Consider the following 17,484-nt stretch of genomic DNA (forward strand, 5'->3'; position numbering starts at 1 on the left):
CCGGAGAGCCAAGCGCATCAGAAGTCACTCCCGGGTTCGACGCTGGTAAGGGTGAAGATACGGTCCATCACCTCGTCCGCGGCCATGACGCCGTAGCCGATCGGCATGGGACGCTTCGTCACGGTGTCGAATAGGACCAGGGCGGGCACCTGCTGCCCCTGCATCCCCATCGCGCGGTACTGACCCGTGTCGACAGTGAAGTTCGGGAACGCCTTGGACGGACCGCCGTCCAGCGATACGGCCATCACGGTCAGGCCGAACCGCTCTGAGACGCTCCGCATGATCGGCCCAAAGACCTCGCACGCGGCGCACGCGGACGAGTAGAAGTAGAAGACCCCGTACCGCTTCGAGATCGAGGACAGCACGCGGTTCTTGTCAGCCGTGCGCCCGTCGAGCCATGTGCGCTTGCCGAGCTGGTTGACCGGCCGCTGCAGCGTGTAGTCGAGCTCCGGGTTCTGCCAGATCGTGCGCCGCCACATATCGGCGAACGACGACGCCCGGTTCAGCTGCTCGCGCTGGAAGGCGATGTAGGCGGAGATGTTCTCCGTCGTCGGTTCGAGGATCGCTCTGGCCTTCATCTCCTCCAGCTGCTTGGAGATCGCCGCCAGCTGCTCCGAGGACGATTGCGATGGCTGCTCGGCGCGCTGCTGCGACGGCTTGGCCTTGGGCTTCTCGCAGTAGAACCATTCGCCGAGCCGACGCTCGCGGCAGTAGAAATCGTCGCCGGTCTGGTCCGGTCCCTGCTGCGCCTCCGGCTGGACCTCCTCGCGCGCGCCAGCCGGGCCGACGGAGTCGGCCAGCTGGGCAGTCGCTGCGGTCGACATCGCTCCGGACACTGCGAGCGACAGGATCAGGGCGAGGGTCAACGGCGAGCGCATGTCAGGAGCCTTTCGATTTCAGCAGGTCGAGGAGGGACGGATCCTTAAGCGAGATCAACCTGACCAGGTCGTGCGCAAGGATCCGGTAGAGCATGCCGTAAAGGGTGGTGGTGGCGTCCCGAGCGCTCACATCGGGCACCAAGACATCCCCGGCGCGGGTGATGTAGCCGACACGCCCGAGCCGGCCGATCGCAGGCTCGATATCGGACAAGCCGAGCGTCTCCCCGAACCACTCGCCGAGCGTCGGGAGGAGGAACGGCGCTGGGTGCGGCCCGACGCGGCAGAGCGCGGTCAGGATCGCGAACTCCACCACCGTCAGGTCGGTCAGCTTGCGCTCGCGGTCGTAGCGGACCACGTCGGCCATCACTTCTTCGCCTTCGCGTCGTAGTAGGCGTGGATGCGCTCCTGGATCTGCTTGGAGGTCTCCAGCTCGTCGGGAAGCTTCGCGGCGTCGGTGAACTCGGCATAGACCTCCGTGAAGTCCATCACGGACAGGTCGAGGCGCGAGAACTCGTCGATGGTGAAACCCTTGCAGGTTTCCGTCTTGGGCTTGCCCCAGGGCTTGCCGAGCTGCGGGCGACCCTGCTCTTGCAGGATGCGGCTCAGCTTGCTCTCGAAGCAGCAATACGCGTCCTTGGACGTGACGCAGATGCCGAGCACCTTGTCGGAGCAGTAGCTCCCGACCTTGTGGCAGAGACCCTTGTCGTCCTTCTCATCGAGCTGCTTCTCGGCCGAGCTGCAAAGCCACGGCGTGAGGAGCGGCACGCCCTTACCGGAGCAGCAATTCGACGCGCCGAAGATCTTCTTGTTGCAGGTCTCGCGCGTGCCGGAGAACAGCGTCAGGGTCGCCTCGTCGAACTCCGCGTTGGCCTGACCGAGGACGTGCAGCCCGACGACCGCGTCCTTGAACTCGGTCGACGCCTCGCGCTCGATCGGCTCGCAATCGCCGTTGATGCAATAGACGTCATCACCGCAGATGTACTTCTCGGTCCCGTCGGCAGGTTTCGTCGGCACAGGGCATTTGTAGACCTTAGTCGACACCTGGCATGGCCCGACCTGGGGATCGTCGAGGCACTCGTCACGGACGTAGGCGCATTTGCCGTTGTTCTCGAGGTCGGCGCAGTCCGATGCCTGCGTGATCCTCTGGCACGTGAACGCGCGCGACCAGCGCCAGCACGCCTGGGTCACGGCGACGCCGGAAATGATGCGGGTCTCCGGGCCTTCGGTGCAGACCTCGGGTCCCTGCGCCGTGCAGGTCGTGTCCGCTTCCAACGCCGGGCAGGTGCCCTCGTTACGGTTCACCGTGACGCTCTGGCTGCCTTCCGTCTTGAGGTAGACGGTGCTGGTCTTGAAGTTCCAGTGGCTGGGGATCTCACCTTGCGGGATCTCGGCCGAGCAGGAGTATTGCTGGGCCGTGCCGCTCACGTTCTTCATGCAGAACTTGCGGTAGGCATTGACGTCGTCGCCGCCCGCCCCGAGCTCGATTTGCGCGTCGCAGATGTGCTTGGACACCGGCTCGGCGCGGCAGACGCCCGCTGCGACCTTGGCGTTCATCACCGTGTTGGAGGCGAAGCCGTAGCCTTCCTTCCCCGCGGGCACGCCGTAGTAGAACCAGCGAAGCGTGTTGACGACGACCGGGTCCATCTGGCCGGTGCAGCTCGCCGGCGTCTCCGTGATCGTGGCGCCCTTGTTGCAGGTGGCCTCGTAATAATCCGTGCCGCCGGGCGAGGGCAGGGGCTTGCAGCTGCCGTCCGCGGCCCCGAGCGCCTGGCCCGAGAGGAAGCTGTTCGGGTCCTTCTCGACCTCGCGCGCGCCGGCAAGGTCCGATGGGGCGACGGTCACGACCTTGCGCGAGGGGTCGGTGACCGTCCGCCACGCGTCGTTGCCGCCCGCGGCCGAGGCGCCCGCGACGCTGAGCCCGTCGGGATCGTCAGCATAGACCGTCCCCGGCTGCGACGCGGCGGTGTAGCTCGGGATCGTGCTCCCCAAGTCCGTGCCGGTCGGCAGTCCGGCAGCGGCTTGGCGCGCGGGGGTCGCCAGCGCCTTCGCGTCTGCCTTGGCCTTGGCGAGGTCGCCCTTCGGGTAGGTGTAGGGAACGCCCGCTGCCGCCGCAGCCGGCGCTGAGGGATTGCCCGAGATCGCGGCCTTCGGTGCCGCGACGGACGGCGCCGCGCTGGCGGAGACGGATGCGCTGATCGATGCTTGCGTCGCAGGCGTCGGTGTCGGAGTCGGGGTGGCCGGCTTGGCTTGCTGCTCGGTGAAGTAGCTGTAGTCCTTGAGGTCGTAATAGCCGCCTTGGGTCTGCGCCTGCTCCTGCGCATGTAATGCGCCTTGCACTGCGAAAGCGCAGGCGATCGAGGCGGCGATGGCGAGCCCCCCGCGCATGTCAGGGCGTCCGGCCGAGGTTGGCCAGCGCCGTGCGAGCCATGAGCGCTCCCGGGCCGTTCTCCTGGGCGAAGGTCTCAAGCGCGTACCGGACCGTCACGTTGCCCACCATGCTGTCAAACGGAGGCGGGTCGGAACGGCAGGTCAGGCCGTCGCACGGCGTGAAGTCGGTCGACGACACGACGTAGGTTGGCACCGCGGTGACGTTGAAGGCGCGGAAGAGGCGGGGATCGATGCCGATCGACGCGAACTGCTGCTGCTTCTCTACCACCTTCGAGATCGCGGCGATGAAGGCCTTGCCCGAGTTGCCGGGGAAGCCACGGAAAACCACGACTCCGCCCGCGGCCGACGTCTCGGCGATGATGCTCTTCAGCGCCTGGTCGGGCATCGACGTCGAGACGAACACCATGAACTGCGGCGCGGTGCCGCGGTTGTCCCGCATGTTCGACGACGCGGCCTGGATCATCTCGTCGAAATCCACCGCGCCGTCCGGTCCCTTGGGCAGGCTCGACTTGTCGATCGTGCGGACCTTTTCCATCGCGACGGAGCGGATCGTCTCGGCATCGTGGCGGAAGGCGTCGCCGCGGCGCTCGACCTCGCCCGAGAGCGCCCGGGCGTCCGCCTCCATCGTCGCGGAGCGCGCGCGGATCGCGTCGAGGTTAAGCCCTTCGACCGTCTGCGCCAGCACGGCGCAGCCTGTTCCCAGTGTGGCGAGGGCAGCGGCGGAGAGGAGGATCTTGCGCATGGTCGACCTCACAGCATGCAGCAGTTGCGCTTGCGCCAGAGCAGGTAGCCGAAGTCCTCGCCCCCTACCGGGTAGGCGCGGCCGGCGTCCGGCGGCAGCGTCGACGCACCGATCGGCGAGCAGGCGTACTTGCCGTTCACCGTCGGCGTCGGGTTGGTCATCTGAATGCGATACTGGGACCTCTTCAGGATCGGCATGATGTACTTGTTGCAGAGGGCCTTTGACCCCGCCGTGCCCCAGGCGAGACCTTGCCGGTGCATCTTGAACAGGAGGCGCTCAGCGGCGAGACGAGACGACTGAACCGGCGAGTTATGGGCCGCGACATTCCCGTTCATCGGGAACATCGAGCCATTGCACCCGTCGCACCAGAACATCTCGTCGATCGGGAGCTTCGCCGTCGCCGCCGCGCAGTCGCCGGCGCAGGCCGCCACCGCGATCGGATTGTTGAAGAGGGCGACCTCCGGATTGATGATCGTCGTCAGGACGTCGTCGTTCCAGAGAGGATCGATCTCGGTCATGTAGGCGATGTCGAAGCTGGTCTGCTCGAAGCAGGCGAAGTCCGTGAGGATCTCCATCCAGTAGAGCAGCGGATAGACGTAATAATGTGCCTGCCAGTTGGCCGTCCCTTGGGTGGCTCCCCCCTTGATCAACGGCCCGGTGTATTGCCCCTGGCCGATGTCGAGGCCCGGATTGAGCCTCAGCCCGCCGAGGTTCGGGAAGCACCAGGGCTTGGTGGTCACGTCGACGAGCCTGGCAGGCTCCCAGAAACCGATGGCGATGCCGATGCGCGGCACGGGCGACCCGCACGCGCACACCGGTAGCGCGGGGTTCTTGGTATCGGGCCGGCTCCCTGGCCAGATCGGCAAGCCTCCGACCGACAGCGGGAAGAGGCAGCTCCAGCAGATGTCCGTCACCGGATTCACGAACTTGCCGGTGCAGTTGGAGGGCACCGCGGCTGCCGGCGCCGGCAACGCGGCCAGCGCGATCATGAAGCCGAGCAGGGCGAGGAACCTTCGGATCATCGCGCGACCTGGGCAACGGCGTCCACGTCGGCGTCGGCGCGGTCGTCATGCTCGCGGACCAGCTCGTCGAGATAGGCCCCGTCCGCGCGGTTCTTCCGGATGACGTAGACCGGCACCAGCACTGCGAGCGCCATGAGAAGCCCGGCGATCGCCCCCCCGGCGCCGACGCCGAGCAGGAGCCGCAACGGTTTCAGCATGGCGATCGAGAGCGCCAGCGCCACCGCGAGTGACAGGACGGTCATCCGCAGCACTCGCAGCCCGCTGGTCTCGGGCGCGGCCATCGGGGTCTTGAGGAAGTCGAGCCACATCGCGTTCACGAGGCACCTCCAGGAAGCTCGATCTCGCTGACCTTCAGTGCCTCGCCCGCCGGCGCGACGATCGCGGGCACGTGGGCGATGCCGAAATGCTCGGTCAGCTTGCCTTGTTGGTCGAAGAAGAAGCGCCGTTTCTTCTCGCCCATGCGCTCGAACGGCGAGCCGGCGACGAAGATGATCTTGGCGGCCGCGGCGCTCCAGCGCTTGGTGGCCCACTCCACCTGGGCATCGTCGCGGCCGTCGATGAACACCAGGTCGGTCTTCATGCTGACGAACGAGAGCGGGTTCACCCGCTGTCCGGCCTGGGCGACCAGCCGACCCTCCTGGTCGCGGATGTCGCGTTCGAGAACGATCGACGGGTCGAACGTCCAGCTCCGTGCCTCCCGCACAGCACCGATGCCGGGGACCGGCAGAGGGTTACGGACCCGCTCCTCGGCCTTGGCGGCGAGCGCGGCCTGCATGCGGGCGACGCTGCCGTTCGCCTGCATCGACTTCAGCTTGGCATCGATCGTGGAGAGGAGGTCCGGCTCGGCTATCCCCCAGGTCTGACCCATGACGCCGTGGTCGCGGGCGAGAGCTTCGCGCGCAAAGGGATAGGCCGAGCTGGCGACCACGGCGCCAACGAGAAGGAGAGCCCGGCGCATCACAGGATCGGCGTCCCGGTGCCGATCAGCTGCTTGCGGCAGGCGAACCCGATCTCCGCGTAGCGACTGTCGAAGCCGTCAGGATGGGGCGTGCCGACATAGAAGCAGCCCTCGGGGACGCGCCCGACCGGCCCAGGGGTCAGCGCCTCGCCGAACCGCGAGCGGGGCTTCATGTGCGCAACGCGCACCCCGTTCACCAGCACCCAAGGGCCGTCGTGGGACACCGTATCGCCGGGCATGCCAATCACGCGCTTGCCGAAGGGGCCGGAGGCGGGGCCGAAGTGCCGACGCACCAGCGCGTTGTCGGGCGGCACGAAGAAGACGTACTCGCCCTTGCCCGCTGCCTTGCCCTTCGCGACGAAGAACGCCCAATTGGGCAGGCTCTCGCTGGCGTTGATCATGAAGGCGTGCGTCTCGCGCCAGTCGCTGATGGCGTTGTAGCTGGCCATGACGACCGCTAGCAGCGCGACCGCGCCCCATTGCCTCAGTCGCTTGCGGCCGAGCCCGGGACGCCCCGACGCATCCGAGCCGCGAGACGGGACGGCCGCGAAGAGGTCGCCCTGCAGGCGGGCATCAATTCGCAACGCCATTGCCGCCTCCCGCGAGCGACGGTGTCACGCCAGGGAGCGCAGGACCCGCCGGAGCCGCTATGGCGGCCGCGAACGGCGAAGAAGCGACACCAGCAGGCGCGCCGGGCGTCTCTTGGGCGCCCGACGGCACCGGCGCTGCGGCGCCGACCTGCGGCGACGCTGCCGGCGCGGCCGTCGGCAGCGGCACCTTCGCATACACCGCCTTGCGGACCTGATCGGTGATATCGGGGACGTTTTTCGACAGGACTGCCTCGCCGACCAGCACGGTCGTGCCGTTCGCGCCGATGCGTTTCAGCTCGTCGTCGATTGCGCCCATAAACCGTGCGGTCTGCTGGGTGACCGCGTCGGGCGTGCCGTTGGCGTGGCTCTGCGCCTGCACGTATTCGGTCACGAGCGCCTCGAGGCGGACGCTCGCCATCGGGATTTGCGCGGGCGGGGCGGCGATGTGTTTGGTCACCCAAGCTCCCCAGAGCAGCATCGCGACGGCGATTGTCGCCAGCGCCCAGGTGATCGGCGGCAGGCCTTCCTTCTTCGTCGGGGCGGGGCGGGCCACAGGGCCGCGGGCGGGGTGGGGCCTCGGGGCGCCAGCGTCCGAGGTCGCGGGATGAATCGGTGCGGCTACCGGCCGGTCTTCTTCCAGAACATCAGCCATGTCGGTCGCCTTTCCGTGGCACGAGGATGGTGAGGAGGAGCCGCCAGCGGGCGACCGTGACGAGCGCGAAGATCACGGCCGCGACGACGTCGACTTGGCCCATGAAACTGGAGCGGCGCAGCTCGTCCGCGGCGACGAAGCGGGTGCCGAGATTGCCTAGCTGCGAGAAGAACCCGAGCGGCGTGAAGTCGCCGATCATCAGGAACAACAGCATGAATACGCCCAAGCTGGCGAGCGTGGTGGTGATCAGCCAGGCCGAGAGCCGTAGCGCGGCGTAGCTCGCATCGGCGATCAAGCGCCTGAGGTCTATGCGCTCGCTATCCCGGGACAAGCGGGCACCCGTAGGCCACACTGTGGCCGGGGAGCTGGAGGCGCTCACTCCGCGGCCTCCATATACTGCTCCGGAAAGGCGACGCGCTCGATCGCCTGGTCCATCGACAGGCCCTGCTCGATCAGGTGCTCGATTGCCGCGAACGTCTGTGGGCTAGAGGAATAAAGTGTGGCGGAGTATCGATCGAGGACGAGCCGACCCACGGCTTGGCTGTCCGGCCCCTTGATCATGATATCCGAGTATTCGGCACCGTTCCGCTTGAGCGACCGCAGCAGGCTCTCGGTGTACGGGTCCATGTCGAACCGGCCGTGCTTCTGGAAGTCGGAGATCGTGTCCGGCTTCTGCATCAGGATGACGGACCAGTCGCTGTTCTCCAGCGCGGCGAGGCTCCCCTCGGACTTGTAATAATCGTTGAGGCTCTGCGTCGCCGTGATTAGCGACGCCCCGTACTTGCGGCACGTGCGGCTGTAGGTCTCGACGAAGTCGGCCATCGACCCGCCGCGGAGCATCTGCCACGCCTCGTCTATCAGCAGGGCCTTCGGGACCTGGCGATCCATGCGCCGCATCGTCTGCGACGACAGGAACATGATGGCGGTCAGCACGACGGACCGGAGTTCCTCGCGGCTCGACAGGTCCGACAGCTCGAACACGGTCAGCGCGCTCGACATGTCGACCGACGCCGCGCCCTTGAAGAAGCGGCCGTAGGTGCCGCCAGCGGAGAATGGGAACATCGCGATCGCGAGGTCCGCGCCCTGGGGCGTGCCGTCGTCCTTAAGGGCCGACACGACGTCGTCGACCGAGCCGTCCCGGCCCTTAGCCTCCCAAACCCGGTTGACGGCGCTGTCGATCAGGCCTCGCTCGGTGTCGGTAAGCTTGTCGACGTGGCGGCCCATCTGCCCGATGATCGACTTGAGCATCGCCAGCGCGTCGACGAGATAGTCCTCGTCGTGGGCGACAAGCGACTCGTCGATCATCGAGAACGGGTTGAGGCTGAAGCCGTCGCGGAGCCGGAACTCGACGAAGTTGCCGCCGAGGCTCTTGGCCATGTGCTCGAACGACCGCCCATCGTCGATCACGATGATCTTGGCACCGACGCCGGCAAAGGCCGCGCAGAGCTCCTGCAGCGCGACCGACTTGCCGGAACCGGACTTCCCGAAGACCGCGACGTTGTGGTTGCCCGCCTTGTTCTCGAACGGCGACCAGAAGAATGGCTGCCCGCGCCGCCCGACGAACATCAGGTGGGGCAGAGGTCCGCCGAGGTACTCGCCCTGGATCGGGAGCATGTTTGCGGCCGTGCTGGTCAGCATGGTCCGCAGCCGCTTCATGCGCTTGAGGTCGGCGTCGAGCCCGTTTGCGAGTGTCATCGGCAGGCAGGACATGAAGGCCATGATCTGCAGGAACCGCTCGTCCAGCAGGTCCCAGCCGGCCGCCTTGTACATCGACTTCAGCGTGCGCTCGTTCGCATCACCCGACCCTTTTGGGCTGATGATACCGACGGCATAATAGGCCTGGACCAGCTTCTTGCCGAGGCGGAGCTCCTGGCTCACATGCTCCCACTCCCGGCTCTGGTCCTTGAGCTGGGGCAGCAGCCGCGCGGACTTGCTGTCCGCGAGGCTGGAGGTGCGCATGAACTTGTAGCTGGCCTTCGACGACGCGGCCTGCTCGTCCTGGTAGCACAGGCAGAGCGAGGTGAGCGTCGGACAGCCGGGTCGCAGCTTGTCGGAGAACATGTCGCCGATGACCTTCTGGACGTCCCACGGCGCCCAGCGGTTCGGGAAATTGCGAACCGAGAAGAAGCGGTAGTCGAAGGTGTCGGGCCGGATCTCCTCGTAATGGGTCTCACCCGACAGGTTGGTCACGGCGCGGAGCGGCTCGACCGAGACGAGCAGCCGATCGGCCTGGACGACGGTCTGGACGTCGCGCCGGACGCACTGGTCGGCGATCGGGTCATACTCCGAATACTCGGTCGCGTGATCGGTGACGTCGAACGCCGGCGCGGTGATATCGTCGATCAGGCTGATGAGGTCGACCGGACCCAGGCTGCTGGTCGCCATGTTGATCGACTGCAGCGTCGAGACAATGCTGTCGCGCACCGCGGAGATCTCGGCCGGAGTCGACTTGCCGTTGGCGATCGACAGCGAGAGGAAGACCCGATGGTTGCGGACGTGGAAGGGGCCGTCCTTCGACATCGTGAACCACGCACCCGAGCGCAAAAACGCCGAGCGATGCTCCGCGATCTTTCGGTGGACGCCGCCCGCGGCGAAGCGCGGGAGTGCGTATCGCGCAATGAGGCTACCCACACGGGGGCTCTGGAACGCCAGGATCTGGACGCGCGCGCCGGCCGGAATGTTTTCGGACAGCAGCTGCGCCAGGATCTCGCCGGTACGCTCGTCGGCGCCCATCAGCGGTGCGACTTCCAGTGCGAACGCGACCGAGTCCGTCTGGTAGAACAGGTTCGTCTTGCGGTCGAAGCTGCGGTAGGGAAGCCACTGCGACAGCATGGGTGCGCCGTGCGAAGGGGTGCCCTGATCGACCCCGCGCGCGTCGCCCAGCAGCCGGGCCATGAGACCGGATTTCGGGGCCACGGTCAGTTCTCCACCGACGGATTGAACGATGCCGGCCGATTGCTCGGGGCCGTGGATGCGTACCGCTGAGCCTCGCTGTCCTGCCTGGCGCTGACCCGCGGCGCGGACGATGCGGTGCGCGCGGCTTGCGGGATCGCGGCGCTCGCGACCGGCCTGGCGCCCGGGCGCGCCTTGGCGCGCGCGGCTGCGACCGCCGCGACGGTCGGCGCGGTCGCCTTCGCAACCGGCTGGGGCACGGTGTCCGCGGCCGACACCTCCTGCGGCTGGCCCGGGATAGGCGCGCCGAGCTGCGACAGGATCTCGGGGCTGACGTTGAGTGTGCTGGCGGCGGCAAGCGCCGGCCCGTGGCCGTTCGTCGCCGCCATCCATTGGCCGTTGTCGACGACTGCCTGGACCACGCTCGTCTCGTGGTAACGGCCGGCGCCATCGACATGCGCCGGGAACACGATCCGGAGCACCTTTTGCGGCGAGACTTCTGCAGGCGCTCCCGCGGTGAAGGCGATCCGCTGAGGAGCGGCCTGCCGGGCCGGGGCCGCGTACGGGCCAGCGGGCTGGAAACTCGTGTCCTGCGTGATCTCGGCAAGCGCCTTGTCGTCGATCACCGTCGCCGGGGCGCAGCTGCCTTGCGAGGCCGCACCGCAGGAGAACGATCCTTTGATGTTGGTCCCGAAGGTGGTGCAGCTCGCCAGCGTACCCAGGCTTCCCAGGAGGGCTACCGTGGCGAGACGCTTGCGGAGCGGACGGTAGTCGGACACCGGGCACGCCGGCAGACGGATGACACCCTTCCTCATGACTTGGCTCCCTTCAGCCATTGGGCGAGAAGCGGCTTCGGCTTGAAGCCCTCGATCACGGCGCCATCCGAGCGGACGATCACCGGCGTGCCGTTCAGGCCGTGCGCGCGCGCGAACGCCTCGTTCTCGTCGAGCCCGCTGGTGTCGCACCTGGGGCCGGACTTGATCGGGTCCTGCGCATAGGCGGCGCGGACCGCCGCATGCCGGTCGCGGGAGCACAGCACCTGGTCGGCGATCTCGCGGCTGCCCAGCACGGAGATCGGCCGCTCGATCACGGTGACGTTCATCGTCTCGAGCGTCGCGCTGAGCGCGCGGCAATAGCCGCAATGGAAGTCGGAGAAGACGGTCACCTTCTGAGGGCCGCTGCCCCACACGATCGCTCCTTTGTTGGAGAGACGCGAGAGATCGAGCCGCTGCGCGACGGCCGGTTGCGTCACCCGCGTACCGGCGCCGGCCGTCGGAGCCTCGGGCGCATCGGCCGCGGCGTTGGCCCGCGCGGCGCTGCTGACCAGCATGTCAGGGTTCAGAGCGAGGAGGCGGGCTGCCGTCAGATCCTGGCGCGTCTGCATGTCGTAGATGCGCCCGATGACGAGGAAGCGGGCGCTCCGGTCGACATAGAAAAGGTTCTGCCCCGCCACCACTTCGCAAAGGCCGTCCACCTTGGAGCAGTCGACCGAGGTCACCTTGGTCTTCGGCAGACGCTCCTTGAGCGCCGCCTCCACCTGCGCCGTGGTCGGCGCGGCCGCGCTGCCGGTCAGCATCATGATGCCGCCCAGGGCTGCGAGGATCGATCCTTGTGCCATGTGCATTCCGCCTCTCGCTCCCGACCCGCTTGCTTCCGCTCTGGCCGGCTCAGTTCTGGATGAAGACGCCCTCGAGAAAGACGATCTCGACGTTGATGCCGGTCGGCATCTCGATCACCGGCTGGTACTGCTCGGCCCGCTCGATCAGGTACTTGCTGACCATGTCGGCCGACTGCGCGACGCCGCTGCCGAGGCCGCCTTGCGCGAGTTCGCCGATGCCGAGCTGCTGACGCTTCCCGTTTACAGTGACGTTCGTTCCGTTCAGAACCGCATCGGTGTTGGCCGAAAAACCACGGCCGAACCCGCCTGCAACGCCAGCCAGAAAGGCCTGGCCGACCAGACCGCCCTCGCGGCTCACCACGCGGCCGCGGACGCCAGTTTTGCCCGCGAACGAGATGAACCCTTTCACGTCGGAAACCGCATAGCGCCCGTTCGCCTGCGGGCAGGTCATCCGCTGCAGCTTGACGTAGACCTTCTCGCTGCTCAGGTCGCCGCGCGCCGCGCCATTGACGAGGCAGCCCTGGATGCGCGTCGTCAGCAGCTTACCATCGCGGTACACGGACCGCGCTGGCCCGGTGATGCGGAGGACGACGGGCAGCGGGTCGGTTTGCGACTGAACGCCCGCCGAGGCGTCGACGCCGACGATGACCTTCGCCTGCGCAATTGAGTTCGGCGGCAGGTAATTGGGACTGTCCGTATAGCTGGTAGTGCCGCCGGAGATCCGCGTGGCGGTTCCTGAAGGGCCACCCTCGAAGGACACCAGCTTGATCTGGCGCGGGGAGCCGCCCGCCGCGGCCGCCGCCGCAGCCTCGGCCGGCGTCACCGGCGCTCCGGGCGTCCGGTAGTTCTGCGGTCCCGCCGGTCCGTACATCGGGGCTGCGGCTGGTGCGGGAGGCGGGGCGGTCCGGGCCTGCGCGAGCTGCTGGCGAAGCTGATCGTTCTCCTGCTGATAAGCGCCCATCACTCGCTGGCCGTCCGACGCCATGGACGTGTTCTGCCCCTGAAGGGCGGCAACCTGCTCCTGAAGCTGACGCATCTGCGCCGCCTGGCCATCAACCGATTTCAGCTGGTTGTTCATCGACTGCATCTGCGCTTCGGAAGCGGCCTGCCACTCCTTTTGCGACATGTTGCGGTTGACGATATCGTCGGTCGCGATCTTGGTCTCGCGGCCATTCGCGTCGGCGACCGTCGCCGCCTTGTTGTCGCCCATGATGTACCAGGAGCCCAGCACCAGCGCGATGGCAGCACCCCCAGACATATAGAGGAGCTGCTTCTTCCGGACGGCGTCGTTCCCGGCCATCATGTCCGTGCCGTCGCCCTCTTCCGTGTCGGCGTCGAGCTGCTTGGGCTTGCGCTTGAACATGTCGGCGAGGCTCATGGCCGGGCTCCGTTGGCGAGGCCCGACGGAGTGACGATATAGGCTGTCGTCGCCTCACCGGGCTTGAGTTGAGGATTGGCGACGCTGACCGCGATCGCGTTTGAGGGGGCGATCGTGCCCTCGCCGAGCGAGACCGGTTGACGACCCTTGTTCTCGATCTTGAGGACCCGGCCGGCGAGCGCCGCGCCCCGGTACTCGGTGACCATCTGTACCTTCAGGGTGCCGACCATCACCGGCTCCGTGCCGGCCGGGATCACGTCGAAGCCGTCAAGCGACGCCGACTGATACATCGCCTGGACGAGCGAAGCGGATGCCTCCTGCGGCGACACCGACGCCCGCGCGACCTCGGGGGCGTTATCGCCGAGGATGTCCTTGTTCTCGACAAAGACCTGTTGCGCGTCGTCCGCTCCAAGCCGGCAGGCGAATTTATAGACGTAGCCCTTAGCCGTGGTGCCGAAGAACGACACCTTGGCGCGGGAGAAACCTTCCGGGACGGAGAGGTAGATGTCCCCGCGCGTCGGCTCGTTGACGACGGTGAAATCGTCTGCCTCCACACCCGTCGTAAGCTTGGACACGCTAGCGAAGCGGTCGTCTTTCAGGCTCACCCGTGTGAGCCCGCTTTTGGAGACCGTGCAGCTGACCTCGCTGTTGTCGCGCGCCAAAACATGCTCATCGGCCCAGGCCGGCGACGCGAGCACAAGGACGCCCACCGCGATCATCCCGGCACCGATGCCCCGCGAGAGATGGCACCAGCGCGACGCCACGGCCGCGCCGCTCGCCATGAGCCCGTAGGCGAAGAAGGGGGTCATGCGTCGCCTCCGTTCGAGGCGCCGCTCGGATCGGCCTTGGTCACCATCCCGAAGCCCTTCAGCTGCAGGGACAGGCCGCGATACGCCCAGTAGAACCGAAAGGTCTTCGGCTCGGCGGTGACCGACTTCGAGCCGACGACGGTGTGCAGCGTGCCGGAGACCTGAGACGTGAGCGCCTTGGGGTCGACCTTCATGCTGGAGATCGTGAAATACTGGCTGATGCTCGACCCGCTCTGCTCCGTCACGATCTTCATCAGGTCGCGCTTCAGCGCGCCGTGTGACTCGGGGGTCGCGATCGCGAGGATCGACTCCATCCAGTAATCGAGATTCTCGGGACTGCGATTGAGCGTCATCAGCGCGGTGTCGCGCGTGACCATCTCGAGATAGTCTTCCGACACGCCGCTCGACGACAGCGTCAGCGGGGTACGGGCGATCGGCTGGAGGACGATCTCACGGTCGCGCGTCGCGCCGACCAGGAAGAGGATCACGGCCAGCGCGGCGAGGCAGAGGGCGGCGATGCCGAGGGCATTGCGCTGTTTGATGACCCGCTGCGACTGCGCGAGCCCGACACTATAATCCATCTCAGCCCACCATCACGCGAAGGTGGGAAGGCGGCGTCGCCTTGAGACCTGTGAAGCTTGAAGGCAGATGCCAATAGGCCATGTGGAGAATCCACGAGGAGGCCTTGCCGGCTTTAAGTTTGCGAAAACCCCACCAACCCACTCCCGCAACCATCAATCCGATCAGGATGTGCTGCGACAGGATCCCCCAGATGAACGGGATCGCCATCGCGAGGAACTCGTCCAGCGTCCAGAAGCCGATCAGCTCCGGGTCATCCAGATGCGAAGGAATGGTGTACCGGTCCATAAGCGTCGACCGCCCTCCCAGCGGTTGCTCCTGCCTCAGATCGTCGCGGTGACGGTCGAGGTGACGATCGGGACGCCGGTGCCGGCGCCGACACCGACGGCGACCGGAACCGCGACCTGGCCCAGGCTGAAGCGACCCGAGGCGAGCGCCACGATGCCGCCGGCCAGGCTCATCACGGTGATGACCTTGCCGCCCGACCCCTGGAGGAAGTCGGTGAACTTGGTCAGTGCGGTATTGAACGTCGTATCGGCGCCAGCGAAGGCGGCCGACGCGCCCAGGACCATCACGACCGCGATGATCGCCAGGCCGAGAAGGACTCCGTTGGTACGGTCCCTTTCCATCGAAAGTGCGTGCATGCTCTTTCCCCTAACAAGACGAAGCAAATTGCGTCGCCTGCGTTAAGGGAATGGAAACCTATTAAGCGCGCAAGCGTTATCTGTTCTTGCTCAAACTATTACACACTTCTGTGTAAGCGGCTTACATCTTCATGTATCCAGCTTACACTGTCGTGTAACGGGCTTATACGGTGTGTAATTGGCTTACACGGTCGATGATCAACGCCTGAAGATCTAGATGGCCCAACGTGATTCGCCCGACTGCCTCCGATGGGCCGCCGCAACCCTCATGACGAGCGCTTCACTGGAATGCGTCCGGGATGAAGCATAGAGTGCCGCCGGGATGTCGACGGCGATCTACACGCTCAAGGTTGGAAAGCGGCTCTTCCGGCTGGCTGCGGATGCCATGCGCGCGCACTCGATCGCCGTGCAGCGCTTCGAGCCGCTGACCGCTACCGTGTTGAAAGGGCTTGAGGACTTCCTCGCTGCGCCGGACCAGGAAGCCAAGGTCGCCAAGAGCCTCAAGTTCGACGAGGCCGGCGATATTCGCATTTCACTGAGGATACAGCTGTCCCAGCGGGAGGTCTTTCATGCGGCTCGACTGCGGATTTCCGGGTGCGATGCCGAACCGGCGTCGGTTCGGCTAACCCTGGCTGTTGGGCTAGTCTGCATTTTTTCAGCACCACCATTCGAGGGCGCGGAACCAAATCGTTAAAAGTGAGTTGACAGGTACCCTCCATACGACCGTATGATAGCTCCATAGCCCCGGGGGGTTGCGGTATGCGAGACCTGGAACAGACGGAGTCACAGCGAATCGAGCGGCTTGACCGCTTCCGGAGGTTGTTCGTCGAAGAATGGCGACGGCAACGGATAACGAACGTCGACATGGCGAAGCGGCTCGGCCGTAGCCTGAGCCTGACCAACAAGCTCAAGGCGGGAACGACCCCGCTCACCGCGCCGATCATCGACCAGTTCGTGCAAGTTCTCGGGATCGACCCCATCCGAGCCATGTTCGCCGTCGACATTGCGCTGTCGCACCTCAGCTACTTCGACCCCAAGTTTCAGTCGGCGTGTACGACCGCCCTTTCGTTCTTCGAGAAGATCACCGTCGAATTCGGTTACGGCCGCGGTCTGGTGGAGATTGCGGCCGAGGCCGTCACGCCAGATCAGGTCGAGCTCTGCGCGAGGGAAGCGGCGGCCACGCTTGCGCGATCGTTCGTTCGACCGCAGCCGCCAGGGCATGGCCTCTCGTAGACTCATCGTTCGACACAGCGGCTGACATCGGTACAGCGGGCCATGACCGAAGATGCGGCAAAACCCGAAACGCTGAAGCGCAGCACCGCATCGATGCGCCGCAGCCGTCAGAAAGAGGTGGGCGCCGGCTACCGCCGCGCCTCTGTCGCTCTCTCCCCGGCATCTCTTGATGTGGTCGAGCGGATCAAGGCCAATTTCGGACTCCCGTCCCGCGACGCCGCGATCAACGCCGTCTTCGAGCTGATCAGCGCCGACATGTTCCTCTGGCACGAGTTCATGTCCCACCGACCGTCTTCGCCTTCACCTGACTGCGGCGCCGCAGCCGACCGGGGTGGCGGCTAAGGAGTGCGTCGGGGTAAGACACGCCCGAAGCGCATAGCCCAGGAAGCTCAGGAGGACGGCAGAGCGTGTGCAATCGCTATCGAATATCCGCCAAGCAGGCTGCGGTGTTGCGCGCGTGCGGTTTCGACCCGGCCTTCGCTCCTGACGAAGTGTTGCCACCGCCGCGAGAGATCTTCCCGACCGGCAAGAAGACGGCGAGGCACGGACCCGTGGTGCGTCGGCAGAGCACCGGGAACCGGCCGCTCGAAATGGTCCTGATGGAGTGGGGCTTCCCGACCAAGGTGCCGAGCAAACGCGACCCGGAGGTCGCGTTGGACAGATATGTCACCAACGCTCGCCACCTCCACATCGAGATGTGGAGGACGCCGCTGGCGTCCCCGGTCCAGCGCTGCATCGTGCCCTTCACCTGGTTCGCCGAGCCTCATCCTGAAGGTGGCAAGGGGGACGACGGCAAGCCCAAGCAGATGTGGTTCGCGTTGCCGGACCAGCCGATCGGCTTCTTCGCCGGCCTATGGCAGCAGACGGAGCGAGGCGAGGCTTACGCCTTCGTGACGACCAAGCCGAACGAGTTCGTGAAGCCGTGGCACCCGAAGGCGATGCCAGCGATTCTTAGCCCAGCCGATCTGACAGGCTGGCTGGACGGAGCCTTGGCAGAGGCAAAGGCGCTCGTCCGGCCCTATGCCGGCGAGATGATCCGCCAGGTCAACACGCCTAGCGACGAACTTATCGAGATCGACGCCTAGCGATCGGGTGGCGTTG

Annotated in this window: 22 protein-coding genes; 4 read left to right on the forward strand and 18 right to left on the reverse strand. The window is 66.3% G+C overall.

Annotated elements, in window-relative coordinates; genetic code table 11:
* Positions 1–17: 17 nt before the first annotated feature.
* From traF to ABC319_RS19505, 18 genes are all read right to left on the reverse strand, one after another.
* Positions 18–878 (reverse strand): conjugal transfer protein TraF, encoded by an 861-nt coding sequence (gene traF, locus ABC319_RS19420; protein WP_413071912.1) that lies wholly within the window; start codon positions 876–878, stop codon positions 18–20.
* Position 879: 1 nt separating this feature from the next.
* Positions 880–1,242, reverse strand: a complete 363-nt coding sequence (locus ABC319_RS19425) for a hypothetical protein (RefSeq protein WP_413071913.1) — start codon at positions 1,240–1,242, stop codon at positions 880–882.
* Positions 1,242–3,263: a conjugal transfer protein TraN gene (locus ABC319_RS19430; RefSeq protein WP_413071914.1), complete on the reverse strand. Its 2,022-nt coding sequence runs from the start codon at positions 3,261–3,263 to the stop codon at positions 1,242–1,244. The genes ABC319_RS19425 and ABC319_RS19430 overlap by 1 nt, the downstream gene beginning before the upstream one ends.
* Before the next feature lies 1 nt (position 3,264).
* Entirely contained in the window at positions 3,265–4,008 is a 744-nt protein-coding gene (gene trbC, locus ABC319_RS19435; protein WP_413071915.1) for a type-F conjugative transfer system pilin assembly protein TrbC, read from the reverse strand.
* Positions 4,009–4,016: 8 nt separating this feature from the next.
* Positions 4,017–5,030, reverse strand: a complete 1,014-nt coding sequence (traU, locus tag ABC319_RS19440; RefSeq protein ID WP_413071916.1) for a conjugal transfer pilus assembly protein TraU — start codon at positions 5,028–5,030, stop codon at positions 4,017–4,019.
* A complete protein-coding gene (locus ABC319_RS19445) occupies positions 5,027–5,338 on the reverse strand; it encodes a hypothetical protein (RefSeq protein WP_413071950.1) in 312 nt (103 codons plus the stop codon). Before ABC319_RS19445 ends, traU begins: the two co-directional genes overlap by 4 nt.
* Positions 5,339–5,343: 5 nt before the next feature.
* A complete protein-coding gene (gene traW / locus ABC319_RS19450; protein WP_413071917.1) occupies positions 5,344–5,991 on the reverse strand; it encodes a type-F conjugative transfer system protein TraW in 648 nt (215 codons plus the stop codon).
* Positions 5,988–6,578 (reverse strand): S26 family signal peptidase, encoded by a 591-nt coding sequence (locus ABC319_RS19455; protein WP_413071918.1) that lies wholly within the window; start codon positions 6,576–6,578, stop codon positions 5,988–5,990. The genes traW and ABC319_RS19455 overlap by 4 nt, the downstream gene beginning before the upstream one ends.
* Entirely contained in the window at positions 6,562–7,230 is a 669-nt protein-coding gene (locus ABC319_RS19460; protein ID WP_413071919.1) for a TrbI F-type domain-containing protein, read from the reverse strand. Before ABC319_RS19460 ends, ABC319_RS19455 begins: the two co-directional genes overlap by 17 nt.
* On the reverse strand, positions 7,223–7,525 hold the full coding sequence (locus ABC319_RS19465; RefSeq protein ID WP_413071920.1) for a hypothetical protein: 303 nt from the start codon (positions 7,523–7,525) through the stop codon (positions 7,223–7,225). Before ABC319_RS19465 ends, ABC319_RS19460 begins: the two co-directional genes overlap by 8 nt.
* 80 nt (positions 7,526–7,605) lie before the next feature.
* Positions 7,606–10,125 (reverse strand): type IV secretion system protein TraC, encoded by a 2,520-nt coding sequence (traC, locus tag ABC319_RS19470; RefSeq protein WP_413071951.1) that lies wholly within the window; start codon positions 10,123–10,125, stop codon positions 7,606–7,608.
* Positions 10,126–10,148: 23 nt separating this feature from the next.
* Positions 10,149–10,937 (reverse strand): conjugal transfer protein, encoded by a 789-nt coding sequence (locus ABC319_RS19475; RefSeq protein WP_413071921.1) that lies wholly within the window; start codon positions 10,935–10,937, stop codon positions 10,149–10,151.
* A complete protein-coding gene (locus ABC319_RS19480; protein ID WP_413071922.1) occupies positions 10,934–11,740 on the reverse strand; it encodes a DsbC family protein in 807 nt (268 codons plus the stop codon). Before ABC319_RS19480 ends, ABC319_RS19475 begins: the two co-directional genes overlap by 4 nt.
* Positions 11,741–11,789: 49 nt before the next feature.
* Entirely contained in the window at positions 11,790–13,118 is a 1,329-nt protein-coding gene (locus tag ABC319_RS19485) for a TrbI/VirB10 family protein (protein ID WP_413071923.1), read from the reverse strand.
* Entirely contained in the window at positions 13,115–13,927 is an 813-nt protein-coding gene (locus ABC319_RS19490; protein WP_413071924.1) for a type-F conjugative transfer system secretin TraK, read from the reverse strand. Before ABC319_RS19490 ends, ABC319_RS19485 begins: the two co-directional genes overlap by 4 nt.
* A complete protein-coding gene (locus tag ABC319_RS19495) occupies positions 13,924–14,508 on the reverse strand; it encodes a type IV conjugative transfer system protein TraE (protein WP_413071925.1) in 585 nt (194 codons plus the stop codon). Before ABC319_RS19495 ends, ABC319_RS19490 begins: the two co-directional genes overlap by 4 nt.
* A gap of 1 nt (position 14,509) precedes the next feature.
* Positions 14,510–14,794: a type IV conjugative transfer system protein TraL gene (gene traL, locus ABC319_RS19500; protein ID WP_413071926.1), complete on the reverse strand. Its 285-nt coding sequence runs from the start codon at positions 14,792–14,794 to the stop codon at positions 14,510–14,512.
* 35 nt (positions 14,795–14,829) lie between these two features.
* On the reverse strand, positions 14,830–15,150 hold the full coding sequence (locus ABC319_RS19505; protein WP_413071927.1) for a TrbC/VirB2 family protein: 321 nt from the start codon (positions 15,148–15,150) through the stop codon (positions 14,830–14,832).
* Positions 15,151–15,472: 322 nt separating this feature from the next.
* On the opposite strand from ABC319_RS19505, the gene ABC319_RS19510 reads away from it, so the two are divergent.
* The 4 genes from ABC319_RS19510 (at position 15,473) to ABC319_RS19525 (ending at position 17,468) form a co-directional block, all read left to right on the forward strand.
* A complete protein-coding gene (locus tag ABC319_RS19510; protein ID WP_413071928.1) occupies positions 15,473–15,844 on the forward strand; it encodes a hypothetical protein in 372 nt (123 codons plus the stop codon).
* A gap of 170 nt (positions 15,845–16,014) precedes the next feature.
* Complete coding sequence (locus ABC319_RS19515) at positions 16,015–16,383, forward strand: hypothetical protein (RefSeq protein ID WP_413071929.1); 369 nt, start codon at positions 16,015–16,017, stop codon at positions 16,381–16,383.
* Positions 16,384–16,425: 42 nt separating this feature from the next.
* Complete coding sequence (locus ABC319_RS19520; protein ID WP_413071930.1) at positions 16,426–16,725, forward strand: hypothetical protein; 300 nt, start codon at positions 16,426–16,428, stop codon at positions 16,723–16,725.
* A gap of 65 nt (positions 16,726–16,790) precedes the next feature.
* Positions 16,791–17,468 carry an SOS response-associated peptidase gene (locus ABC319_RS19525; protein ID WP_413071931.1) on the forward strand — a complete coding sequence of 226 codons (678 nt, stop codon included), beginning with the start codon at positions 16,791–16,793 and terminating at the stop codon, positions 17,466–17,468.
* Positions 17,469–17,484 lie beyond the last annotated feature (16 nt).

Source organism: Sphingomonas phoenicis (genome assembly GCF_047238005.1).
GTDB lineage: Bacteria > Pseudomonadota > Alphaproteobacteria > Sphingomonadales > Sphingomonadaceae > Sphingomonas.